This window comes from Candidatus Dedyshia acidiphila (assembly GCF_051025295.1).
Taxonomy (GTDB): domain Bacteria; phylum Acidobacteriota; class Terriglobia; order Terriglobales; family Acidobacteriaceae; genus KBS-83.
The window spans coordinates 23,179-40,101 of sequence record NZ_JBMGJV010000018.1; the positions used below are offsets into that span (position 1 = coordinate 23,179).

The 16,923-nt window shown below is 64.3% G+C and carries 16 protein-coding genes; 8 read left to right on the top strand and 8 right to left on the bottom strand.

The window, feature by feature from the left end; translation table 11 throughout:
- Window positions 1–2: 2 nt before the first annotated feature.
- The 6 genes from AC5IJH_RS09395 to AC5IJH_RS09420 form a co-directional block, all read right to left on the bottom strand.
- The gene (locus AC5IJH_RS09395) at window positions 3–701 is read right to left on the bottom strand and encodes a hypothetical protein (protein ID WP_491902556.1); all 699 of its coding nucleotides are present in this window, start codon (window positions 699–701) and stop codon (window positions 3–5) included.
- Window positions 698–1,615 carry an ABC transporter ATP-binding protein gene (locus AC5IJH_RS09400; RefSeq protein ID WP_491902557.1) on the bottom strand — a complete coding sequence of 306 codons (918 nt, stop codon included), beginning with the start codon at window positions 1,613–1,615 and terminating at the stop codon, window positions 698–700. Before AC5IJH_RS09400 ends, AC5IJH_RS09395 begins: the two co-directional genes overlap by 4 nt.
- 108 nt (window positions 1,616–1,723) lie before the next feature.
- Complete coding sequence (locus AC5IJH_RS09405) at window positions 1,724–2,038, bottom strand: ATP synthase F0 subunit C (protein WP_491902558.1); 315 nt, start codon at window positions 2,036–2,038, stop codon at window positions 1,724–1,726.
- Between the two features lie 133 nt (window positions 2,039–2,171).
- Window positions 2,172–2,906, bottom strand: a complete 735-nt coding sequence (gene atpB, locus AC5IJH_RS09410; protein ID WP_491902559.1) for a F0F1 ATP synthase subunit A — start codon at window positions 2,904–2,906, stop codon at window positions 2,172–2,174.
- A gap of 66 nt (window positions 2,907–2,972) precedes the next feature.
- The gene (locus AC5IJH_RS09415) at window positions 2,973–3,398 is read right to left on the bottom strand and encodes an ATP synthase subunit I (protein ID WP_491902560.1); all 426 of its coding nucleotides are present in this window, start codon (window positions 3,396–3,398) and stop codon (window positions 2,973–2,975) included.
- 20 nt (window positions 3,399–3,418) lie between these two features.
- Window positions 3,419–3,673 carry an AtpZ/AtpI family protein gene (locus AC5IJH_RS09420; RefSeq protein ID WP_491902561.1) on the bottom strand — a complete coding sequence of 85 codons (255 nt, stop codon included), beginning with the start codon at window positions 3,671–3,673 and terminating at the stop codon, window positions 3,419–3,421.
- A gap of 90 nt (window positions 3,674–3,763) precedes the next feature.
- Between AC5IJH_RS09420 and lysS the strand changes: the two genes are divergently transcribed.
- Window positions 3,764–5,293 carry a lysine--tRNA ligase gene (gene lysS, locus AC5IJH_RS09425; protein WP_491902562.1) on the top strand — a complete coding sequence of 510 codons (1,530 nt, stop codon included), beginning with the start codon at window positions 3,764–3,766 and terminating at the stop codon, window positions 5,291–5,293.
- Window positions 5,294–5,500: 207 nt separating this feature from the next.
- Here the strand turns inward: lysS and AC5IJH_RS09430 are convergent, their stop codons facing one another.
- The gene (locus tag AC5IJH_RS09430; protein ID WP_491902563.1) at window positions 5,501–5,911 is read right to left on the bottom strand and encodes an Rrf2 family transcriptional regulator; all 411 of its coding nucleotides are present in this window, start codon (window positions 5,909–5,911) and stop codon (window positions 5,501–5,503) included.
- Between the two features lie 171 nt (window positions 5,912–6,082).
- Between AC5IJH_RS09430 and AC5IJH_RS09435 the strand changes: the two genes are divergently transcribed.
- The 7 genes from AC5IJH_RS09435 to AC5IJH_RS09465 all read left to right on the top strand — a co-directional run bounded on the left by AC5IJH_RS09435 (window position 6,083) and on the right by AC5IJH_RS09465 (window position 14,803).
- Entirely contained in the window at window positions 6,083–6,880 is a 798-nt protein-coding gene (locus tag AC5IJH_RS09435; RefSeq protein ID WP_491902564.1) for a TIGR00282 family metallophosphoesterase, read from the top strand.
- 131 nt (window positions 6,881–7,011) lie between these two features.
- Complete coding sequence (locus tag AC5IJH_RS09440) at window positions 7,012–7,719, top strand: Crp/Fnr family transcriptional regulator (RefSeq protein ID WP_491902565.1); 708 nt, start codon at window positions 7,012–7,014, stop codon at window positions 7,717–7,719.
- A gap of 122 nt (window positions 7,720–7,841) precedes the next feature.
- Window positions 7,842–8,114, top strand: a complete 273-nt coding sequence (locus tag AC5IJH_RS09445; protein WP_491902566.1) for a hypothetical protein — start codon at window positions 7,842–7,844, stop codon at window positions 8,112–8,114.
- Window positions 8,115–8,339: 225 nt separating this feature from the next.
- The gene (gene mutS / locus AC5IJH_RS09450) at window positions 8,340–10,970 is read left to right on the top strand and encodes a DNA mismatch repair protein MutS (RefSeq protein WP_491902591.1); all 2,631 of its coding nucleotides are present in this window, start codon (window positions 8,340–8,342) and stop codon (window positions 10,968–10,970) included.
- A 13-nt stretch (window positions 10,971–10,983) separates the two neighbouring features.
- Window positions 10,984–12,105, top strand: coding sequence for a glycoside hydrolase family 3 N-terminal domain-containing protein (locus AC5IJH_RS09455; protein WP_491902567.1), 1,122 nt, complete (start codon window positions 10,984–10,986; stop codon window positions 12,103–12,105).
- Entirely contained in the window at window positions 12,102–13,271 is a 1,170-nt protein-coding gene (locus tag AC5IJH_RS09460; protein ID WP_491902568.1) for an anhydro-N-acetylmuramic acid kinase, read from the top strand. Before AC5IJH_RS09455 ends, AC5IJH_RS09460 begins: the two co-directional genes overlap by 4 nt.
- Window positions 13,272–13,414: 143 nt before the next feature.
- A complete protein-coding gene (locus tag AC5IJH_RS09465) occupies window positions 13,415–14,803 on the top strand; it encodes an ABC transporter substrate-binding protein (protein WP_491902569.1) in 1,389 nt (462 codons plus the stop codon).
- A gap of 4 nt (window positions 14,804–14,807) precedes the next feature.
- On the opposite strand, the gene AC5IJH_RS09470 is transcribed toward AC5IJH_RS09465, so the two are convergent.
- Window positions 14,808–16,763 carry a non-ribosomal peptide synthetase gene (locus AC5IJH_RS09470; RefSeq protein WP_491902570.1) on the bottom strand — a complete coding sequence of 652 codons (1,956 nt, stop codon included), beginning with the start codon at window positions 16,761–16,763 and terminating at the stop codon, window positions 14,808–14,810.
- Between the last annotated feature and the right edge of the window lie 160 nt (window positions 16,764–16,923).

A 16,923-nucleotide genomic window follows, 5' to 3' on the forward strand; every position in this document is an offset into this window, starting at 1 on the left:
GCCTACTCCGTCTTCAGCCGCAGGTCGCGCCGTTCGAACAACCGGACCGCTCCCTCGAAGATGAACGCTGACAGCAGCAGCGCCTCAAAGGCTGCAGCAGCGTAGAGCGTGGCAGTCACGTCGACCGTCGAGTTGGCGGGCGATCCTGTCCCACTCATCAATCCATGCAGCACGCGACCCAGCGCGGCGTGATCTGCCGATGCCGAGAGCAGTGGCAAGCCCACCGCTCCCATGCTGACCACGCCGGCCAGCACCCCAGGCAGCACCAGCGATAGCAGCACGCTGAGCGACGCCGTGACCGCCGCAACCAACAACAAGGCAGCGAGCACCCGCGCGATCTCGTCACCGGGAATGCGTAGCAGGGTCGACGTGAGCGCAAGGTCAGCAAGATAGGCAAGCAGCGGCAGCATGGCCGTTAGCCACAGCGCGAGCATGTACTGACGTCGGCTCACCTGCCGCGAAAGCACGAGGACGATGCGACGGGAGCGCTGCTCGTTTCCGATCAGCGAGCCACCCGTGAACGCGACCAGTGCGAGGCCGTAAATAGCCTGCTGGGCCAGCGCCGCCGACGACTCATCGAGCCCCGGGTGCAGGCCGCCGGCCAGCAGCAGCGCAGCCATCGCCCACGGCCACACCGCCAGCAGCAGCCATAACCAGCGGTTCATCCACAGCAGTTCACGCGCGATGACGAGGCTCTTCATCGCTGTGGCGCCTCGGCTGTACTGGTGACAGCCGCTGGATCGCCGGTCAGCTTCAGAAAGAGTTCGGTCAGGTCGCGACCGCGCGGGGTGACGCTCAGCAGAGTGCCACCGCAGCGCCACGCCGACTCGATCAGTTCGCGTACATCTTCCTGGAGCACGCGCCAGACGCCGTTCACTCCCTGTCCCCATCGCGCAGTGAACGTGGCATCTGCGCGGACATCGCACAACGCCACCTCGAGTTCGTGCGCACCGCCAAGCAAGTCGCTCAGGCTCCCGGAACCGACGAGTCGGCCCTTGCGCAACACAAGGACGCGATCGCTCACCAGCGCGACTTCATTCAACTGGTGCGAACTGAGCAGGATCGCTACTCCCTCTGCCCGCAACTCCTGCAGCAGCGTGCGGATCTCGACCACGCCCTGCGGATCGAGTGCTGCCGCGGGCTCATCGAGAATCAGCACGCGCGGCCGGTGAATCAGCGCCATCGCCATGGCGAGCCGCTGCTGCATGCCGCGCGAGAAGCGCCGCACGTCGCGCTTCCGCTCAGTCAGCCCGACGCGATCAAGCACCTGCTCCATCTCTGTCGCGGAGGCATTCGTGCCGTTGAGCCGCGCTGCAAAGCGCAGTGCTGCGATCGCCTTGCCGCCGAAGAAGACGGGTGCATCCGGAACGAAGCCGAGATGCTGTCGTGCCTGCGCATTGCTGAAGGGTCGGCCCGCGAGCGTGCCAGTGCCGTTGGTCGGCCTCAGGAAGCCGACCGCAATCTGTATTGCGGTGGTCTTGCCAGCGCCGTTTGGTCCGAGCAGTCCCAGTACCTCTCCCGGCGCAAGCGTGAAGCTCACACCGTCGAGCGCGACTGCGGATCCGAACCGCTTACCAATGCCGTCGAAGACCAGCGCGGGTTCCATGGCTGCCATCCTAGCTGTCTCGTTCTCGGGCGCGACAGCCCGCGTTCCAGAACGTCTCCGGGCATGCAAAAGCCCCCGGCCATGAGGAGCCGGGGGCCCTTGTGCGAAACCGCAGTCCTAGCGAGCGTTGACCTTCACGAAGATGATGACGAGCGTGAACAGTGAGAGCGACTCGATGAAGGCTAGACCCAGCGTGAGCAGTAGCAGGATGCCGGGGCGTGCGCCGGGATTGCGCGCCAGCGCCTCAGTGGCCGATGCTGTCGCACGACCCTGACCGAGGCCGCAAAGGCCGGCCGCCAGGCCCATGCCGATGCCGGCTGCGATCGAGGTGAGGCCGACGGCCATGCCGTTGCCGCCGCCGTCCTGTGCGAATGCCGGAGCCGCCAGGAACAGGATGCTCAGCAGCGAGAAGAGGATTTGCAGTTTCCGCATTGTAGTTCTCCGTTGCCCCCGGAATTGGTCCGTCAGTGGGTGGTTGATGCTCACCGTGCTGGCACCCTCACGCTCACGGCCGATGCAGACAAGGCGGTGGCGGCTCCCTGTCTGAAATGTCGGTACGCTCGCTCTAGTGCTCGTGCGCCGTCGCCTGCGCGACATAGATCAGCGCCAGCAGCATGAAGACGTACGCCTGAATGACAGAGACGCCAAGGTGCATGCCCAGGAAGACAGCGGGCAATGCCACCGGCACGAGCGAGAAAAAGACGAGCGTCACCATGTCACCGGCAAACATGTTCGCGTAGAGACGAACCGTGAGCGACAGGATGCGGGCGAGGTGCGAGATGATCTCAATCGGGAGCATCAGCCAGGAGATCCACCAGATCGGCCCCAGGAAGTGCTTCAGGTGGCCGATAGGTCCCTGCTCGCGAACACCGTGGTAGTTGTAGTACAGAAACGTGATCGTCGCGACGCCGAGCGGCACCCAGGGCTTCGCTGTAGGCGAGATGAAGCCGGGCAGCAGCCCGAGCAGATTGCTGAGCAGAATAAAGATGAAGACGCACGTGACGAACGGGACATACCGCTCGGAGCCGTGCCCGACGATCGAGTCCGCCTGCTCGGTAACGAATTCGTTCAGCATCTCGGCGATGTGCTGCACCGGGCCGGGCTTCTCCACGCTCAACGTCGCGCGGACCAGGACGAAGAACAGAAGCAGAACGAAGAAGACCACCAGTTCCATCGCGACCGAGTTCTCGATCGGCGCCTGCGCGTAGTGCGGATGCACATGGAACAGGGCCAGGATCGCATTGGCGATGCCGGCGAAGTAGTGGTTCAGAAAGGCGGTAAATGGGAGCTGAACTGGCATGGCGTCGGTAGCGTTTCCGGGTCCGTCAGTGGTTCTTGTCGAGATGCGGATGAGGCAGGATCGGCGCTAGAGAGACCAGGCGCGCAGCAGTCGAATGGATTCGATCAACAGCGCCACCACGGCCAGCCCCAGGCCCGCGCAGAGCGCGTAAACCGAGCCCTCCAAACTCCTAAGGCTAACATAAAGAAGCGCTCCGGCCGCGACGAGGCGGATGAAAAACCAGATCAAGACACCGGCGATCGGCTTCGCTGCGCGGCCTTCGTCAAAGCGGCTCAGCACCGCCAGCATCAGCCGCTGCGACTCGTAAAGACCAGTCGCTGCGATCACAGCGCCGACTGCGAACAACGCACCAGAGCGCCAGCCCAGCGTGAGCCAGACCACCACCGCTCCAACAGCACCCAGCACACCGACCCAGCGCAGTGCACGCATCAGCGTGGTTCGCAAATCCTGCTCGGTAAAGTCGGCCAGCGTATTGGGCTCTGATCCGGTCACTATTGTCATTGTCGCAGGGCCTAGTCTTCCTTTGTCTGCTTGAGCACGACGCGGAAGATCTCAACGAAGCCCGCAGCCGCACCAACGAGCAGGCCGGCGATGTAGATCCAGTGCTGATGCAGCCAGTGGTCCAGCAGCCGGCCGATGCCCCCCCCCACCAGCGTGCCTACAGGCAGCATCAGTGCAAGCTGGATCATGCTCTCCACCTGCACCAGCGATTTCACGGTATCGTTGCCGCGCTTGGTCTGCTTCTCTGGTTGTTCGTCGCTCGTCACTTGGTGTTGTGGCCTCGCCTGACCTCGGCTGTTATACAACATCCGCTCGCTATACTGGCCTGTTCCGCACCTCTTCACCAAGGACATCGAGTGTTCGAGTCAGAGTTCGAACGCAGCCTGTTTGCGCTGCGCCAGGAGAAGCTGCAGCAGATTGCCGCCCTGGGCCATGCTCCCTACCCCAATCACTACCGCACCACACACGAGATACCCGCGCTGCGCCTGGCTTACAACGGCTGGGCGGCGGAACAGTTCGAGGCAGAGCGCGTCGAGGTCTCAATCGCCGGCCGCATCATGGCGATCCGCGCGCAGGGCAAGGCAGGTTTCGCACAACTGCAGCAGGGCGGCGAACGCCTGCAGATCTATGTCCGGCTCGACGCAGTCGGCGAGCAGACCTTCCAGCTCTACAAGCTGCTCGATATCGGCGACCACATTGGCGTGACCGGGTATCTCTTCCGCACCCGCACTGGCGAGCTGACCGTGCACGTCGAGACGATCACCTTCCTTACGAAGGCGATGTTCCCGCTGCCGGAGAAATATCACGGGCTCTCCGACGTCGAACTGCGCTATCGTCAGCGCTATCTCGACCTGTTCATGAACGTCGATGTCCGCGCTGTGTTTCTCAAGCGTGCTCAGGTGCTGCGGGCGCTGCGCCGCTTCTTCGACGACCGCGGCTACATCGAGGTCGAGACGCCCATGATGCACTCGATCGCCGGTGGCGCGGCGGCACGGCCGTTTGTGACGCACCACAACGCCCTCGATCTCTCGCTGTTTCTGCGCATCGCGCCGGAGCTCTACCTCAAGCGGCTGGTCGTCGGCGGACTGGACCGTGTCTATGAGATCAATCGTAACTTTCGGAATGAGGGAATATCGACTCAGCACAATCCCGAGTTCACGATGCTTGAGTTCTACCAGGCTTACGCGAACTACCACGACCTGATGGAACTGACCGAAGAGCTGGTGCGCGCTGTCGCCATGGAAGTGAACGGGACGATGCTGACCGAGTTCAACGGCCACAGCATCGACCTGGCGCAGTGGAAGCGCTACTCCATGCGGGAGGCGATTGCGGCCTTCTGGCCTGGAGCGGCTGGCACTGCTCCGGAGAGGACAGAGTTCGACAGCGCAGAATCCGTGCTCGCGCTCGTCGCACGCGCGCGAAATGCCGGAGTGAACGTGCCAGTCGAGGCCGGCGAGCCAGTGGGCAAAACCATCGCCAGCTTGTTCGAGGCAGTCGCAGAGGAGCACCTCGTCCAGCCGACAATCATCTACGACTTCCCTCTTGCGGTCTCACCGCTGTCGAAGGTGAAGCCGGATGAGCCGGACTGGGTCGAGCGCTTTGAGTTCTATATCGGCGGCTTTGAGGTCGGGAATGCCTTCAGCGAGCTGAACGATCCTGTTGATCAGCAGCGCCGGTTCGAGCAGCAGCTTGCTGAACGGCAGCGCGGCGATGAAGAGGCGTTCCAGGCAGATGAGGATTATGTACGAGCGCTCGCCTACGGGTTGCCGCCGACCGGTGGCGAAGGCATCGGCATCGATCGGCTCACCATGATCCTCACCGGCGCACGGTCAATCCGCGATGTGATCCTGTTCCCGCTCATGCGCCCCGCGCATGAGGCCGAGTGAGGGGGACTGGCCTTCGTGCACACTCGGGCAGCGATAGTCAAAGGATTCAGTGTGCACACGTGGTGCCGAGGTGAGCTCAATGCGGCACTGAGTATGCGCTCGCGTCCACTAAGCCATAGGCAGAAGAGGTACTGCGCAGCGCCGCAAAGCGGCGCTTTAGACGGCTGCTTCGGCGCAGGGCCTGCTTGGGAGCAGGATTCCTACAACTTAGCGGCTGACCTTACCCGCGCGCTTGACCAAAGTGGCCAGCGTGATCTTCTCCAACTCAGACTCGAAGGCGCGATGGCAGTCCTTGTAGGCCTTCCCGATCGCAGCGTGGATCTTGTTCGCCACCGCACCGCTGCTCTTCGGCAGGTTCAGCTTGGTGCTCGTATCGAGCGCGCGATGCACATCAGCCAGCGTGATCGTCTTGGCGGGCTTGGTCAGCCGCGAACCGCCGGACGGACCTTTCTGGCTGACGATCAGATCTGCCTGCTGAAGGGAGGAGAGAATGCGACGAATCACGACAGGGTTCGTATGCAGTATCTCTGCCAGATCCGCGGAGGTCTGTAGCGACTCTCCCTGCGACAGAAGAACGAGAATGTGAACGCCGGTGACGAAGCGTGTGTTGGCTGCCATAAGCGAAACGCTACCATAAAAAAAGACTTTATTCACTCGGAACGGGTCGTCACATTAGTTTCGTAACTCAGCCCGGGGGTCATCTGCACAAAGCGTCCCTCTCGCCGCATCTCAGTGCGTCCAATCGCTCCTGTCAGACCGTTGTAGTTACTTAAGAAAGGCCGTTCAAGCGTGAAAGTTCTGTTTGTTGGAGACGTATTCGGAAGTCCCGGCCGACGCGTGGTCCGGGAGCATCTGCCACACCTCATTCGTGAGCGAGAGATCGATCTCGTCGTCGTCAATGCAGAGAATTCTGCCGGCGGGTTCGGTGTCACACCGGCCATCGCCGAGGAGCTGTTTGACCTCGGCGCGCACGTGCTCACCACGGGCAATCATGTGTGGGATAAACGCGAGATCATCGACTATATGAACTCTGCATCTGCGGAAAGCGATGTTCGTGCGCGCCGCGTCGTGCGTCCCGCCAACTACGCTGCCGGCACTCCCGGGCACGGCGTTTACGAGGGCACGCTGCCCTCCGGCGTGCGCTATGCCGTCATCAATCTGCAGGGCCGGGTCTTCATGGCCTCCAATGAAGATCCCTTCCGTACCGCGGACCGGCTGCTGGCACAAATTCAGGCCAGGGTAATCCTCGTGGACTTTCACGCGGAGGCCACATCTGAGAAGGTGGCGCTGGGCTGGTATCTGGATGGGAAGGTTACCGCTGTGCTCGGTACGCATACTCATGTGCCAACAGCGGACGAGCGCGTGTTACCAAACGGCACGGCCTATCAGACAGATGTGGGCATGAGCGGCCCCTATGACGGCGTTATCGGCGTCGAAAAGGATCAAGTTATACAACGTTTTCTCAGCGGTATGCCGGGCAAGTTCGAGCCTGCGCGGGGCGATGCGCGGCTTTGTGCCTTGCTCATCGAATGCGATGCGCAGACCGGACGCGCAACGTCTGTCCAGAGACTCAGCCTCGGAGAATAACTCCATACCTAGGGAAAACCCTTGGCGCGGCAATGCCGTCCTACTCATATCGAGTCGCCTCGCTGCTGTCGTCGGCTGCGTCCCAACTCTCAACATCAGACGCATCTAACGAAATGCCGGACTCTGTCGCGATGGCCTCCAATCTTCTTATCTCCGGGCTTCCTGCGGCGGAACGCACCCGTCTTGCGCCGATCCTTCACCCGGTGCGCCTGGCCGATGGACAGCCGCTCGTCGAACCGGACCGGCCCATCCGTTCACTCTATTTCAGCGAAGACGCCGTGCTCTACACCTCGCAGCCACTGCCCGGCGGCCGCAGTATTCCTGCCGGCCTGACGGGACACGACGGCGTGGCGGGGTTCGAACTCTGGCTCGGCAGGGATCGCTCGCCCTTGCGCACTGTCGCTGAGGTAGGCGGCCACGCGCTCGAAATGAATGCGGACGACCTTGGCAAGCACGTTCTTGGCACGCCTTCAGCACTCAACACGGCACTTGCCGACTACGTCTTCTACTTCACGACAATGGGCGCGCAGATGGCCACCTGTCTGCACAGTCACGCGCCAGAGGAGCGGCTCTGCCGCTGGCTGCAGATGATCACCAAGCGTCTGCCGGAGCGCGACGAGTTCTCCATATCTGCCAGCTTCATCGCCTCGCTGCTCCAGTCCGAGCCGCACACCGCCACGCTTGCGGTGCGCGTGCTTGAACGCGCCGGCCTGATCACCTACCAGCGACAGAAGCTGCGCATCATGGATCGCCAGGGTCTGCACGACGGCTGCTGCGAGTGTCTTTCAATTTTCCAGGATCGGCTCCTCCGGCTGCTTGGCGATGCGCCCCAGGCCTGAGGTCTTTTCGCCGCGCGCAACAGTTTCTGCGCTCCGCGGTTGACCGGGCACCAAACAAGCGCATCTTGGTCAATGAGCGCCGTGGAAGTGAATGGGAGAACTGCGGCCCCTAAGGAGACGGAATGACGGATTATCGCGTACGCGCAGGCGACATCGAAGAAGATCAGGTAACGTCCCTGCTCGAGAGCTACTCGGCGCAGGTGCCTTCGAGCTTTTATCTCGGTGCGGCCGGCGCCTCAGTCGTAGGCTCGCTGATTGCCAAGTCGCAGGGAAAGGATCACCTCGCCTTGTTTATCGGCCAGTGGGTCGCGCCTTTTCTGCTGCTTGGGATCTACAACAAGATGGTGAAGCAGCACGGCTCCGACGCACTGACCAAGGGCGCTGGCGCCGACTGATCCAGACACCTTAGCCCTCGAACCTGCAAACGCCAGCATGCCCGAGCACGGTATGCTGGCGTTTCCGTGTCTGACTCAGTGCCATCCTCCTCCCCTGCTCCGCCGCCCGCGGCTGAGTCGGGCCCGCTCCCCGTTACGCCGCTCCCTGTTCCGGCCGAACCGACCCTAGCCGCGACCTTGCCCGGAGCCGCGCAGACCGAGAGCCTGCCGCAGGCCACTCCCCTGATGCGGCAGTATGCCGCCGCCAAGGCGCAGCACCCCGAAGCCCTCCTGTTTTTCCGCATGGGCGACTTCTACGAGCTGTTCTACGAAGACGCGAAGGTCGCGGCACGCGAGCTCGAAATCACGCTGACGGCGCGCGACCGAGAGCGGCAGGTGCCCATGTGTGGCGTGCCCTACCACGCGGTCGAGGGCTACCTGGGCCGGCTGCTGCAGAAGGGGTACCGCATCGCCATCTGCGAGCAGATGGAGGACCCGAAGCTCACAAAGAAGATCGTGCATCGCGCCGTCACTCGAGTGCTCTCGCCGGGCACAGCGCTCGATCCGGCACAGCGCTCCGAGCGCAACAATTACCTCGCTGCCGTCCATGCGGCTGACGATCGTATCGGGCTCGCACTGCTCGACCTCTCGACCGGCGAGTTTCACGCGACCGAGTTCTCCGGCAAGTCCGCCGAGGCGCTCTGCCTGGATGAGCTGGCGCGGCAGCAACCGGCCGAGTTGCTGATCTCCGGCGACACGCCGCTCTTCTCCTCACTCGCAGCCGATGCGCGCGCGACCGGGCTCGATCCCATCCGCACCAAGACGCGCCTCGACCCCTGGGTCTTTAGTGCCGACTACGCGGTCCCGCTGCTCGAGCGGCAGCTTGGTGCGCGCTCGCTCGACGGCTTCGGACTGGCTGGACACCCGGCGGCCGCGATCGCCGCCGGCGCAGCACTGCACTACGTCAAGGTGACGCAGGCAGGCGACCTGTCGCACCTGGATGGGCTGCGTTACTCCGAGCGTGCGAGCCACATGGAACTCGACACGGTCAGCGTGCGCAACCTCGAGTTGGTCGAACCCCTCTTCGCCGACGCGTCCACCCGCACCACTCTTTTTCATACGCTCGACTGCTGTCAGACGCCGATGGGCAAGCGCCTGCTACGCGCGACCCTGCTGCGCCCGCTGCTCGATGCGGCAGAAATCGATGGGCGTCTTGATGCAGTGGCAGAGCTGCACAGCGGGCTGCGTCCGCGTGAGGAGCTTCGACGCGCGCTCGCCGGTGTGCTCGACATCGAGCGCCTGCTCAGCCGGGTCTCACTCGATTCCGCCGGGCCGCGCGATGTGCTGGCACTCGGCGCATCGCTCAGTCGCCTGCCTCTGGTCGCAGCGGCGCTCACCGGACTCTCCGCTGCGCGGTGGCGTGAACTTGCGGCGCAGCTTGATGTGCTCGATGAGGTGCACAGCGCCATTTCCGGCACGCTGCTCCCCGAGCCGCCGCTGACGCTTGCCGATGGCGGCGTGATCGCGTCCGGCGTCCACGCGGAACTCGACGAGCTGCGCACGCTCAGCCAGAGCGGCCGGCAGTCGATCGCTGCGATCGAGGAGCGCGAGCGACAGCGCACCGGCATCGGATCGCTCAAGGTTCGCTTCAATAATGTGTTCGGCTACTACATCGAGATCACCAAGGCGAACCTGAAGGGCGTTCCCCCGGACTACGAGCGCAAACAGACACTCGTCAATGCAGAGCGCTTTACCACGCCGGAACTCAAGGACTATGAGACCCGCGTGCTCACCGCGCACGAGCGCGCCATCGACATTGAGCGGCGCCTTTTCGCCGAGTTGCGCGCCACCATCCTCGCCGCGGCTGCACGGATTCGCCGCAGTGCCGCTGTGCTCGCCGAGCTGGATCTGCTAGCCAACCTCGCGCATGTGGCAGCGCAGCGCCAGTACACGCGGCCTGTTCTCACGAACGACTGCGTGCTCGAGGCCGCAGCCGCTCGCCACCCTGTCGTCGAGTGCCGCATGGAGGACAACGGCGAAGGCCGCTTCGTCCCCAACGACATCTATCTATCCACCGACGGACCAGCCGTGCTGCTGATCACCGGCCCCAACATGGGCGGCAAGTCGACCTACCTTCGGCAGGCAGCGTTGCTCGTCATCCTGGCGCAGATCGGCTCCTTTGTCCCCGCTGCACGCATGCGCTTCGGCCTGGTGGATCGCGTGTACACGCGCATCGGGGCCAGCGACAACGTGGCCCGCGGCCGCTCCACCTTCATGGTGGAGATGACGGAGACGGCCACTATCCTGAACACGGCAACGGCGCAGTCGCTCATCCTGCTCGATGAGATGGGGCGTGGCACCGCGACCTTTGACGGCCTCTCGCTGGCCTGGGCCACGCTTGAGTACATCCACGCGCGCATCGGCGCACGCACGCTCTTCGCCACCCACTACCACGAACTCACGCTGCTCGCTGACCAGTTGCCGCGCCTCAGCAATCTGCGTGTCGCGGTCAAGGAGTCGCCGAGCGGCATCGCCTTCCTGCACACCATCGAGCCCGGCGCCGCGAATAAGAGCTACGGCATCGAAGTGGCACGGCTCGCCGGACTGCCCGGCTCTGTGATCGAGCGCGCACGCCGCGTGCTGGCCCAGCATGAGCGCTCCGAAAAGCGCAATGTCGCGCTCGAGGCCGAGGACGCGTCCGCACCGCTCCAGCTCACTATGTTCACGCCGCTGTCCCAGCGCATCGTCGATCGACTGACCGAGCTGGATACGAATGCGCTCACCCCCTTGCAGGCATTGAATCTGTTGGCAGAGTTGAAGACCGAGATACGCGCCGGCGCAAATCCTCTCCCCGCCCCCGCGAAGCCGCTACCATAGCGACACACCTTCTATGAGTCTTCGTCAGGACGCTGGACAACTGCTGCTCGTGGGCCTCGCCTCCACCTCGCTCGATCCCGTGGAGCGCGCCTGGCTCCGGCTCATCCGGCCAAGCGGCGTCGTGCTCTTTCGCCGCAATATCGAAGACCCTGTGCAGACGCATGCTCTGCTCGAGAGCGTCGACGCCGTCGTCAATCAGGGCAGCGATCAGGGCGGCACGCTCTTTCACGCGGTGGATGTCGAGGGCGGCCTCGTGGATCGCCTGCGCGACCTGATCGCGCCCATGCCGTCTCCCGCCGCTGTAGCGGCGACTGACAACAAGAAGCTCTTTCGCGACCACGGATATCTAATCGGCTCGGAGTTACGTTTGCTCGGGCTGAACGTCGCGTTTGCGCCAGTGCTCGATCTGCGAACTGCGTCCTCGTCTGACGTTATGCGGACACGCGTGGTGTCGGGTGATCCGCGCCGCGTGATTGCATATGCTGAAGCCTTCCTGACAGGACTCAACAAGGCGGGCGCGCTCGGCTGCGGCAAGCACTACCCCGGGCTGGGCGGCGGCAACCTCGACTCGCACCTGGGAACGCCCAGCATCGACCATAGCTTCAAGCAACTCTGGGAAGAGGACCTGCTGCCCTTCCGCAAACTGCATCGCGCGCTGCCCTTCCTGATGGTCTCGCACGCAAGCTACCCCGACGCCTACGGCAAGCCGGACACGGCCCCGCTGCCAGCATCCATCTCGCCGTTCTGGATCGATCGCACGCTGCGCCACAAAATCGGCTACCAGGGACTCATCGTCTCGGACGACATGGAGATGGGCGGCATCCTGCACCACGCGCCCATGGGAGAAGCCGCCATCTCGGCCATCGCGGCGGGCACGCACCTGATCGAGATCTGCAAAGACCCAGCGCTCGTGCTCACGGCGTACGAGGCCATCCTGCACGAGGCCGAGCGCTCGCGTGCCTTTCGCAGCATGGTCGAGCATGCCGCCAACGAAGTACGCACGCAGCGCCCACGGCTGCTACGTTACGCGGGCTCGGTCCCCCCGCCGGAGCCCGACCAGATCCGCCAGATGCGCGACGCCGTCCAGCGCTTCGCCGCCGAGGTTGCCGGGCAGCCACCGCAGGAGCCCGCGTGAGCCGGCCTGCCGCGGCTATGCTGGTCGCCGGCGTGATGAGCGGCACATCCGCGGACGGCATTGACGTGGCGCTCTGCCGCATCACGGCCGCACGCCCCAGACCAACCATCGAACTGGTGCGGCATCGCGCCTTTCCCTTCGCTGCTGCGTTGCGCAAGGCCGTGCTTGCCGCCCAGGACGCAAAGAACACCTCTGCTGCTGAACTCGCGCGCCTCAACTGGCGCCTTGGCGAAGCCTATGCAGATGCAGTACAAGCCACTGCGCAGGGTTACATATTGAACCTCGTCGGCTGCCATGGCCAAACCATCTATCACCAGGGCCAGCCGGCGAGCTACGCCGGCCGCCGCTTCGCATGCACGTGGCAACTGGGTGAGGTCGCGCTGATCGCAGCGGCGGTGCACGCGCCTGTCGTCTCGAACTTCCGCCCCGCGGACATGGTGGCCGGCGGACAAGGCGCGCCGCTTGTCCCTCTACTCGACGCGACACTCTTTGCCGACCCACGGCGTCCGCGTGTGCTGCAGAACCTTGGCGGCATCGCGAACCTGACCTTCGTGCCTGCAGGCGGCGCGCTGGATGCGGTACTCGCCTTCGACACCGGCCCCGCGAACATGGTCATCGACGCGCTCGCGCGCAGGCTCTTCGACAAACCGTACGATCGGGGCGGTCGCCTGGCCGCTGCTGGCTCCGTGCACCCGGCGACACTCGCCGAATTGCTACGAGATCCGTTCTATCGCAGGCCGCCACCGAAGAGCGCCGGCCGCGAGCAGTACGGAGAGGCCTTCGTCGCGCGCGTGCTCGCGGCGTCGCGCAAAGCGCGTCTCCGGCCGCACGACATCGTTGCAACAGCAACCGCGCTGACTACGCGCTCGATCGCGCTCGCCTGGAAGCAGTTCCTGGTGCCTCGGCTCGCAGGCGCACCCGCGGAATGTTTCGTCGCCGGGGGCGGCGCGCGCAATCAGACATTGATGTGCATGCTCGCCGCCGATCTTGCGCCATTCGGCGCGACCATCCACACGACTGACGCGCTCGGCATTCCGTCCGAGGCGAAGGAGGCGGTCGCCTTCGCTCTGCTCGCGTGGCAGACCTGGCATCGCCTCCCCGGCAACGTGCCCATCGCCACGGGGGCCGCGCACCCCGTCATCCTGGGGCAGGTCATGTATGTCTAGCAAACGTGCGTGTATCAGTATCCTGTTCAGCGCGCTGGCGCCGATGCTCCTGACCAGTTGCTCGGATGGCAAGCTCCCCGCCGACACCGCCGTCATGCTGATCGAATCGAGCCCCGTTAACCTCGACCCGCGGATCGGCCTCGATGCGCAATCCGAGCGCATCGACATGCTCGTCTTCGATTCACTGGTCAAAAAAAGACGAGCACTACGAAGTCCAGCCCTGGCTCGCGCAATCGTGGGAGCAGCCCGACCCGCTCACCTACGTCTTCCACCTGCACCCGGGCGTGCGCTTCCAGGATGGACGGCCGCTCACCTCGGCCGATGTGAAGTGGACCATCGACTCGACGCGCAACAGCGCCGTCATTACCGCGAAATCAGGTGCGTTCACCTCTGTCGATCATGTCGAGGCAACCGACCCGCTCACCTGCACAGTGCATCTCAAGCGGCCCGATCCGTTCCTGCTGTGGAATCTGTCAGACGGCGCGCTCGGGATTGTGCCCGCCGGCAGTGGACGCGATTTCTGGAAACATCCCGTCGGCAGTGGACCGTACACCTTCGTCTCACAGCAGCAGGACAAGGACGTACTGCTCGAACGCAATCAGAGTTCATGGCAGCCGATGCCATCGATTCGCAGGCTGCACTTCAACGTCGTACCCGATGACACCACGCGCGCGCTCGAGCTGCAGAAGGGGTCCGCCGACGCGGAGATCAACGCACTCGAGCCGGACACGATCGAGGCGCTCCGGCACAACTCGTCTCTCCGGATCGAGAGCTCGCCTGGCACCATCGTCAACTACATCAACCTGAACCTGCGCGATCCCTATCTTAAGGACGTGCGAGTGCGGCAGGCCGTCGCATACGCGATCAACCGGCCCCTGATGCTCGACAGCCTGTGGCGGGGACAGGCGCGACTCGCCGACAATCTGCTGCCCCCCGGACACTGGGCGCGCACCGACGAGGTCGCCCATTATCCGTTCGATCCGGCGAAGGCGAATGCATTGCTCGACGCGGCCGGATACGCCCGCGGTCGCGACGGTATCCGCTTTCATCTCGAGATGAAGATATCGAACAGCAGCACGCCCACGCGCCTGCTCTGCCTCGTAGCACAGCAGCAGTTACGTGCTGTGGGCATCGCGATGGACCTGCGCATCTTCGAGTTCGGCACGTTCTTCGCCGACGTGATGCGCGGAGCCTTCTCGATGTATTCACTGCGCTGGATCGGAGGCAACGAGAGTCCGGAGATTTTCCGCCTGGCCTACGCCACCGCCAGCCAGCCGCCGCACGGCGCCAATCGCGGCCACTATGTGAACCCCGAGCTCGACCGCCTGCTGGCCGATGCCGCGGCCACGAGTGACCTCACCGAGGACCGCAAGGACTACGTGTCCGTGCAGCAGATCCTCGCTCGGGATGTACCCACGATTCCGCTCTGGTACCAGGACAATGTCGTGGTGCATACCGAGCGGCTTGAGCACATCGTGGTCTCGCCATCGGGCGATTACGAATTCCTCAGGACGGCGACGTTGGCGCGCTAAAGAGCTACGCGCCGCGACGGCTGAGCATCCGCTCGCGTGCCACATCGCTGCCCAGGTGCTCGATCACCTGACGCATCGTGCGCAGGGAGTGCAGCTCGGCCATGGTGAACGCGCCGGGGAAGCGCTGATTGAGCTCTGCATACAGTCGAATGCGCTGCACAGACGTGCCGCCGCTGGCGAAGAAGTCCTCATCCGGCTCCACCTGCAACCGATGCAGCAGCCGCTGCCAGATGCTGCGCACTGCATCCTCAGGTCGTTGCGGATGCTCGGGCTGCGGCCCGGGCCGGCTCTCTGTGACGCTGCTGCCGCCGCTGCCTGCCGGTGGCGGTACGGAACCCGGAGCAAACCGCCGCATGATCACGTCACACTGCTGACGCAGCGTCCAGCGATCGGGACGGCCCTGCGCATCGAGCGGAAAACGCGCCACCAGCATCAAGGCCGCGGGGTGCTGCTCCTGCGGCACGCGCTGCTCCAGGAAGTCGCGCAGCACTGCTTCGGCTCGAGGATCGGCGCCGGTCTTCAGCGTAACAAAGACGCAGCTCACACCCTCGCCGTGCGGATCGGCGAGCGCCACGCACTCGCGCACCAGCGAGTGCGCCGTCATCATCACTTCAAACTCGCCGGGAGAGATCCTGCGTCCGGGCCGGATCTTCGGCACCTCGGGCTCGCTAAGCACGATGGTCTCTTCAGCCGCGGTCCGTGCCGGTGCTCCGATCAACAGTCGTCCGTCCGAGAGTTGCACCGCTTCGATCGCCAGCGAAAAGCCGCGCAGTCGCTGATCGCTCAGCAACTGCACCTCCCGAAACGCGTTCATGGTCTCTTGCGGCTCGCCCAGGTAACCGATGGCCAGCGCGTCGCCGGTCACGGTCAGTGCGCCGAGCCGGCCGATAGCAGTCTCGTGGTGCGCGGCATTGGCGACCAGCACGCTGCTGCCTTTGACGGGCGTGGCCTCGCCGGTAAGCGACACACCCACCGCGTAGCTGGTGGTCTCCGCGGCACCGAGCGCGCCAATGATGCGTGGTCCCGCTGCAGTGCTCTCGTTTGCACGGAGCCGGTCGAGCTCTGCCGGATTCATCCCGGCCAGGTCGACGACGACCTGCTCCAGGTGCTCCAGTGGCCCATGAACTTTACTGTTTAGGTCGGCGACGCTCGCGGCGGGTGCGCACAGCGTGGTCACGCGGTAGCGCCGCAACAGTCGCGCATAGTCCTGCGGACTAAGCGTCTCCCCTTCTGCCGGGTGCGGCGCCAATGCGACGGTTCCGCCCGCAAGCAGTGGTCCCCATAACTCGAGCAGAAAGGCATGGTGCTGCGCGCCGGCGTGCAGCAGGGTCGTGTCGGTCGAGCGAAACTCCACCAATGAGCCCGACGTGACCAGCCGCACGATCCCGGCATGCGTCACCAGCACGCCGCGTTCCTGCTCATTGAACAGAACGACGGCAGGATCCTCAGGCAGCCGGTGTGCCAGCCGGATGTCGCGAAACATCGGCATGAACTCACGCTCGACGATCGAGGAATCGAGCACGGTCACCCGCTCCGCCCAGTGCAGCCGATTGGCTGCGGGGTCGCTGCGATCGGCCAGCAGCAGATCGACAGCGCTTGCGCGCAGCTGCCGACCCAGCCGCTCCGGCGTCAGCGCGTGCACGTCGAAGGGCACATACACGCCACCCGCAAGCAGGATGCCGATGATGCTGCAAATAGTGCTGAACGAGCGCGTGCCGACTACGCCGACCAGATCGCCATGCCGCATGCCGCGGCGGCGAAGCAGTGTGGCCAGATTCTGTGCCCGTACGAGCAGGTCGCCATACGCCAGCCGCCCCTCGTCTCCGAGCAGCGCCGTCGCCCCGGCCCAGATCACCGTGCTTTCCAGCAGAAGAATGTCGACGGTGGTGCGGACCGGGGGATCCGCCGGCGTGTCGGCGCGCGGGCGCGTGGACCGAACACTTCCGGAATGTCCCAGCATGTGCGGTCCTCTCAAGGCAGCAACGGCATGAACCCTTTGCGCAAAGGAACCGCAAAGACGGCAGATGACAGAAGGCCCACTCGCCCTTCGGCGATCGTTCATTCACTCCACACGTTCCGGCCAGTGCCCTGCGCTGGGGCTGCCAATGTCTGGTGATGAG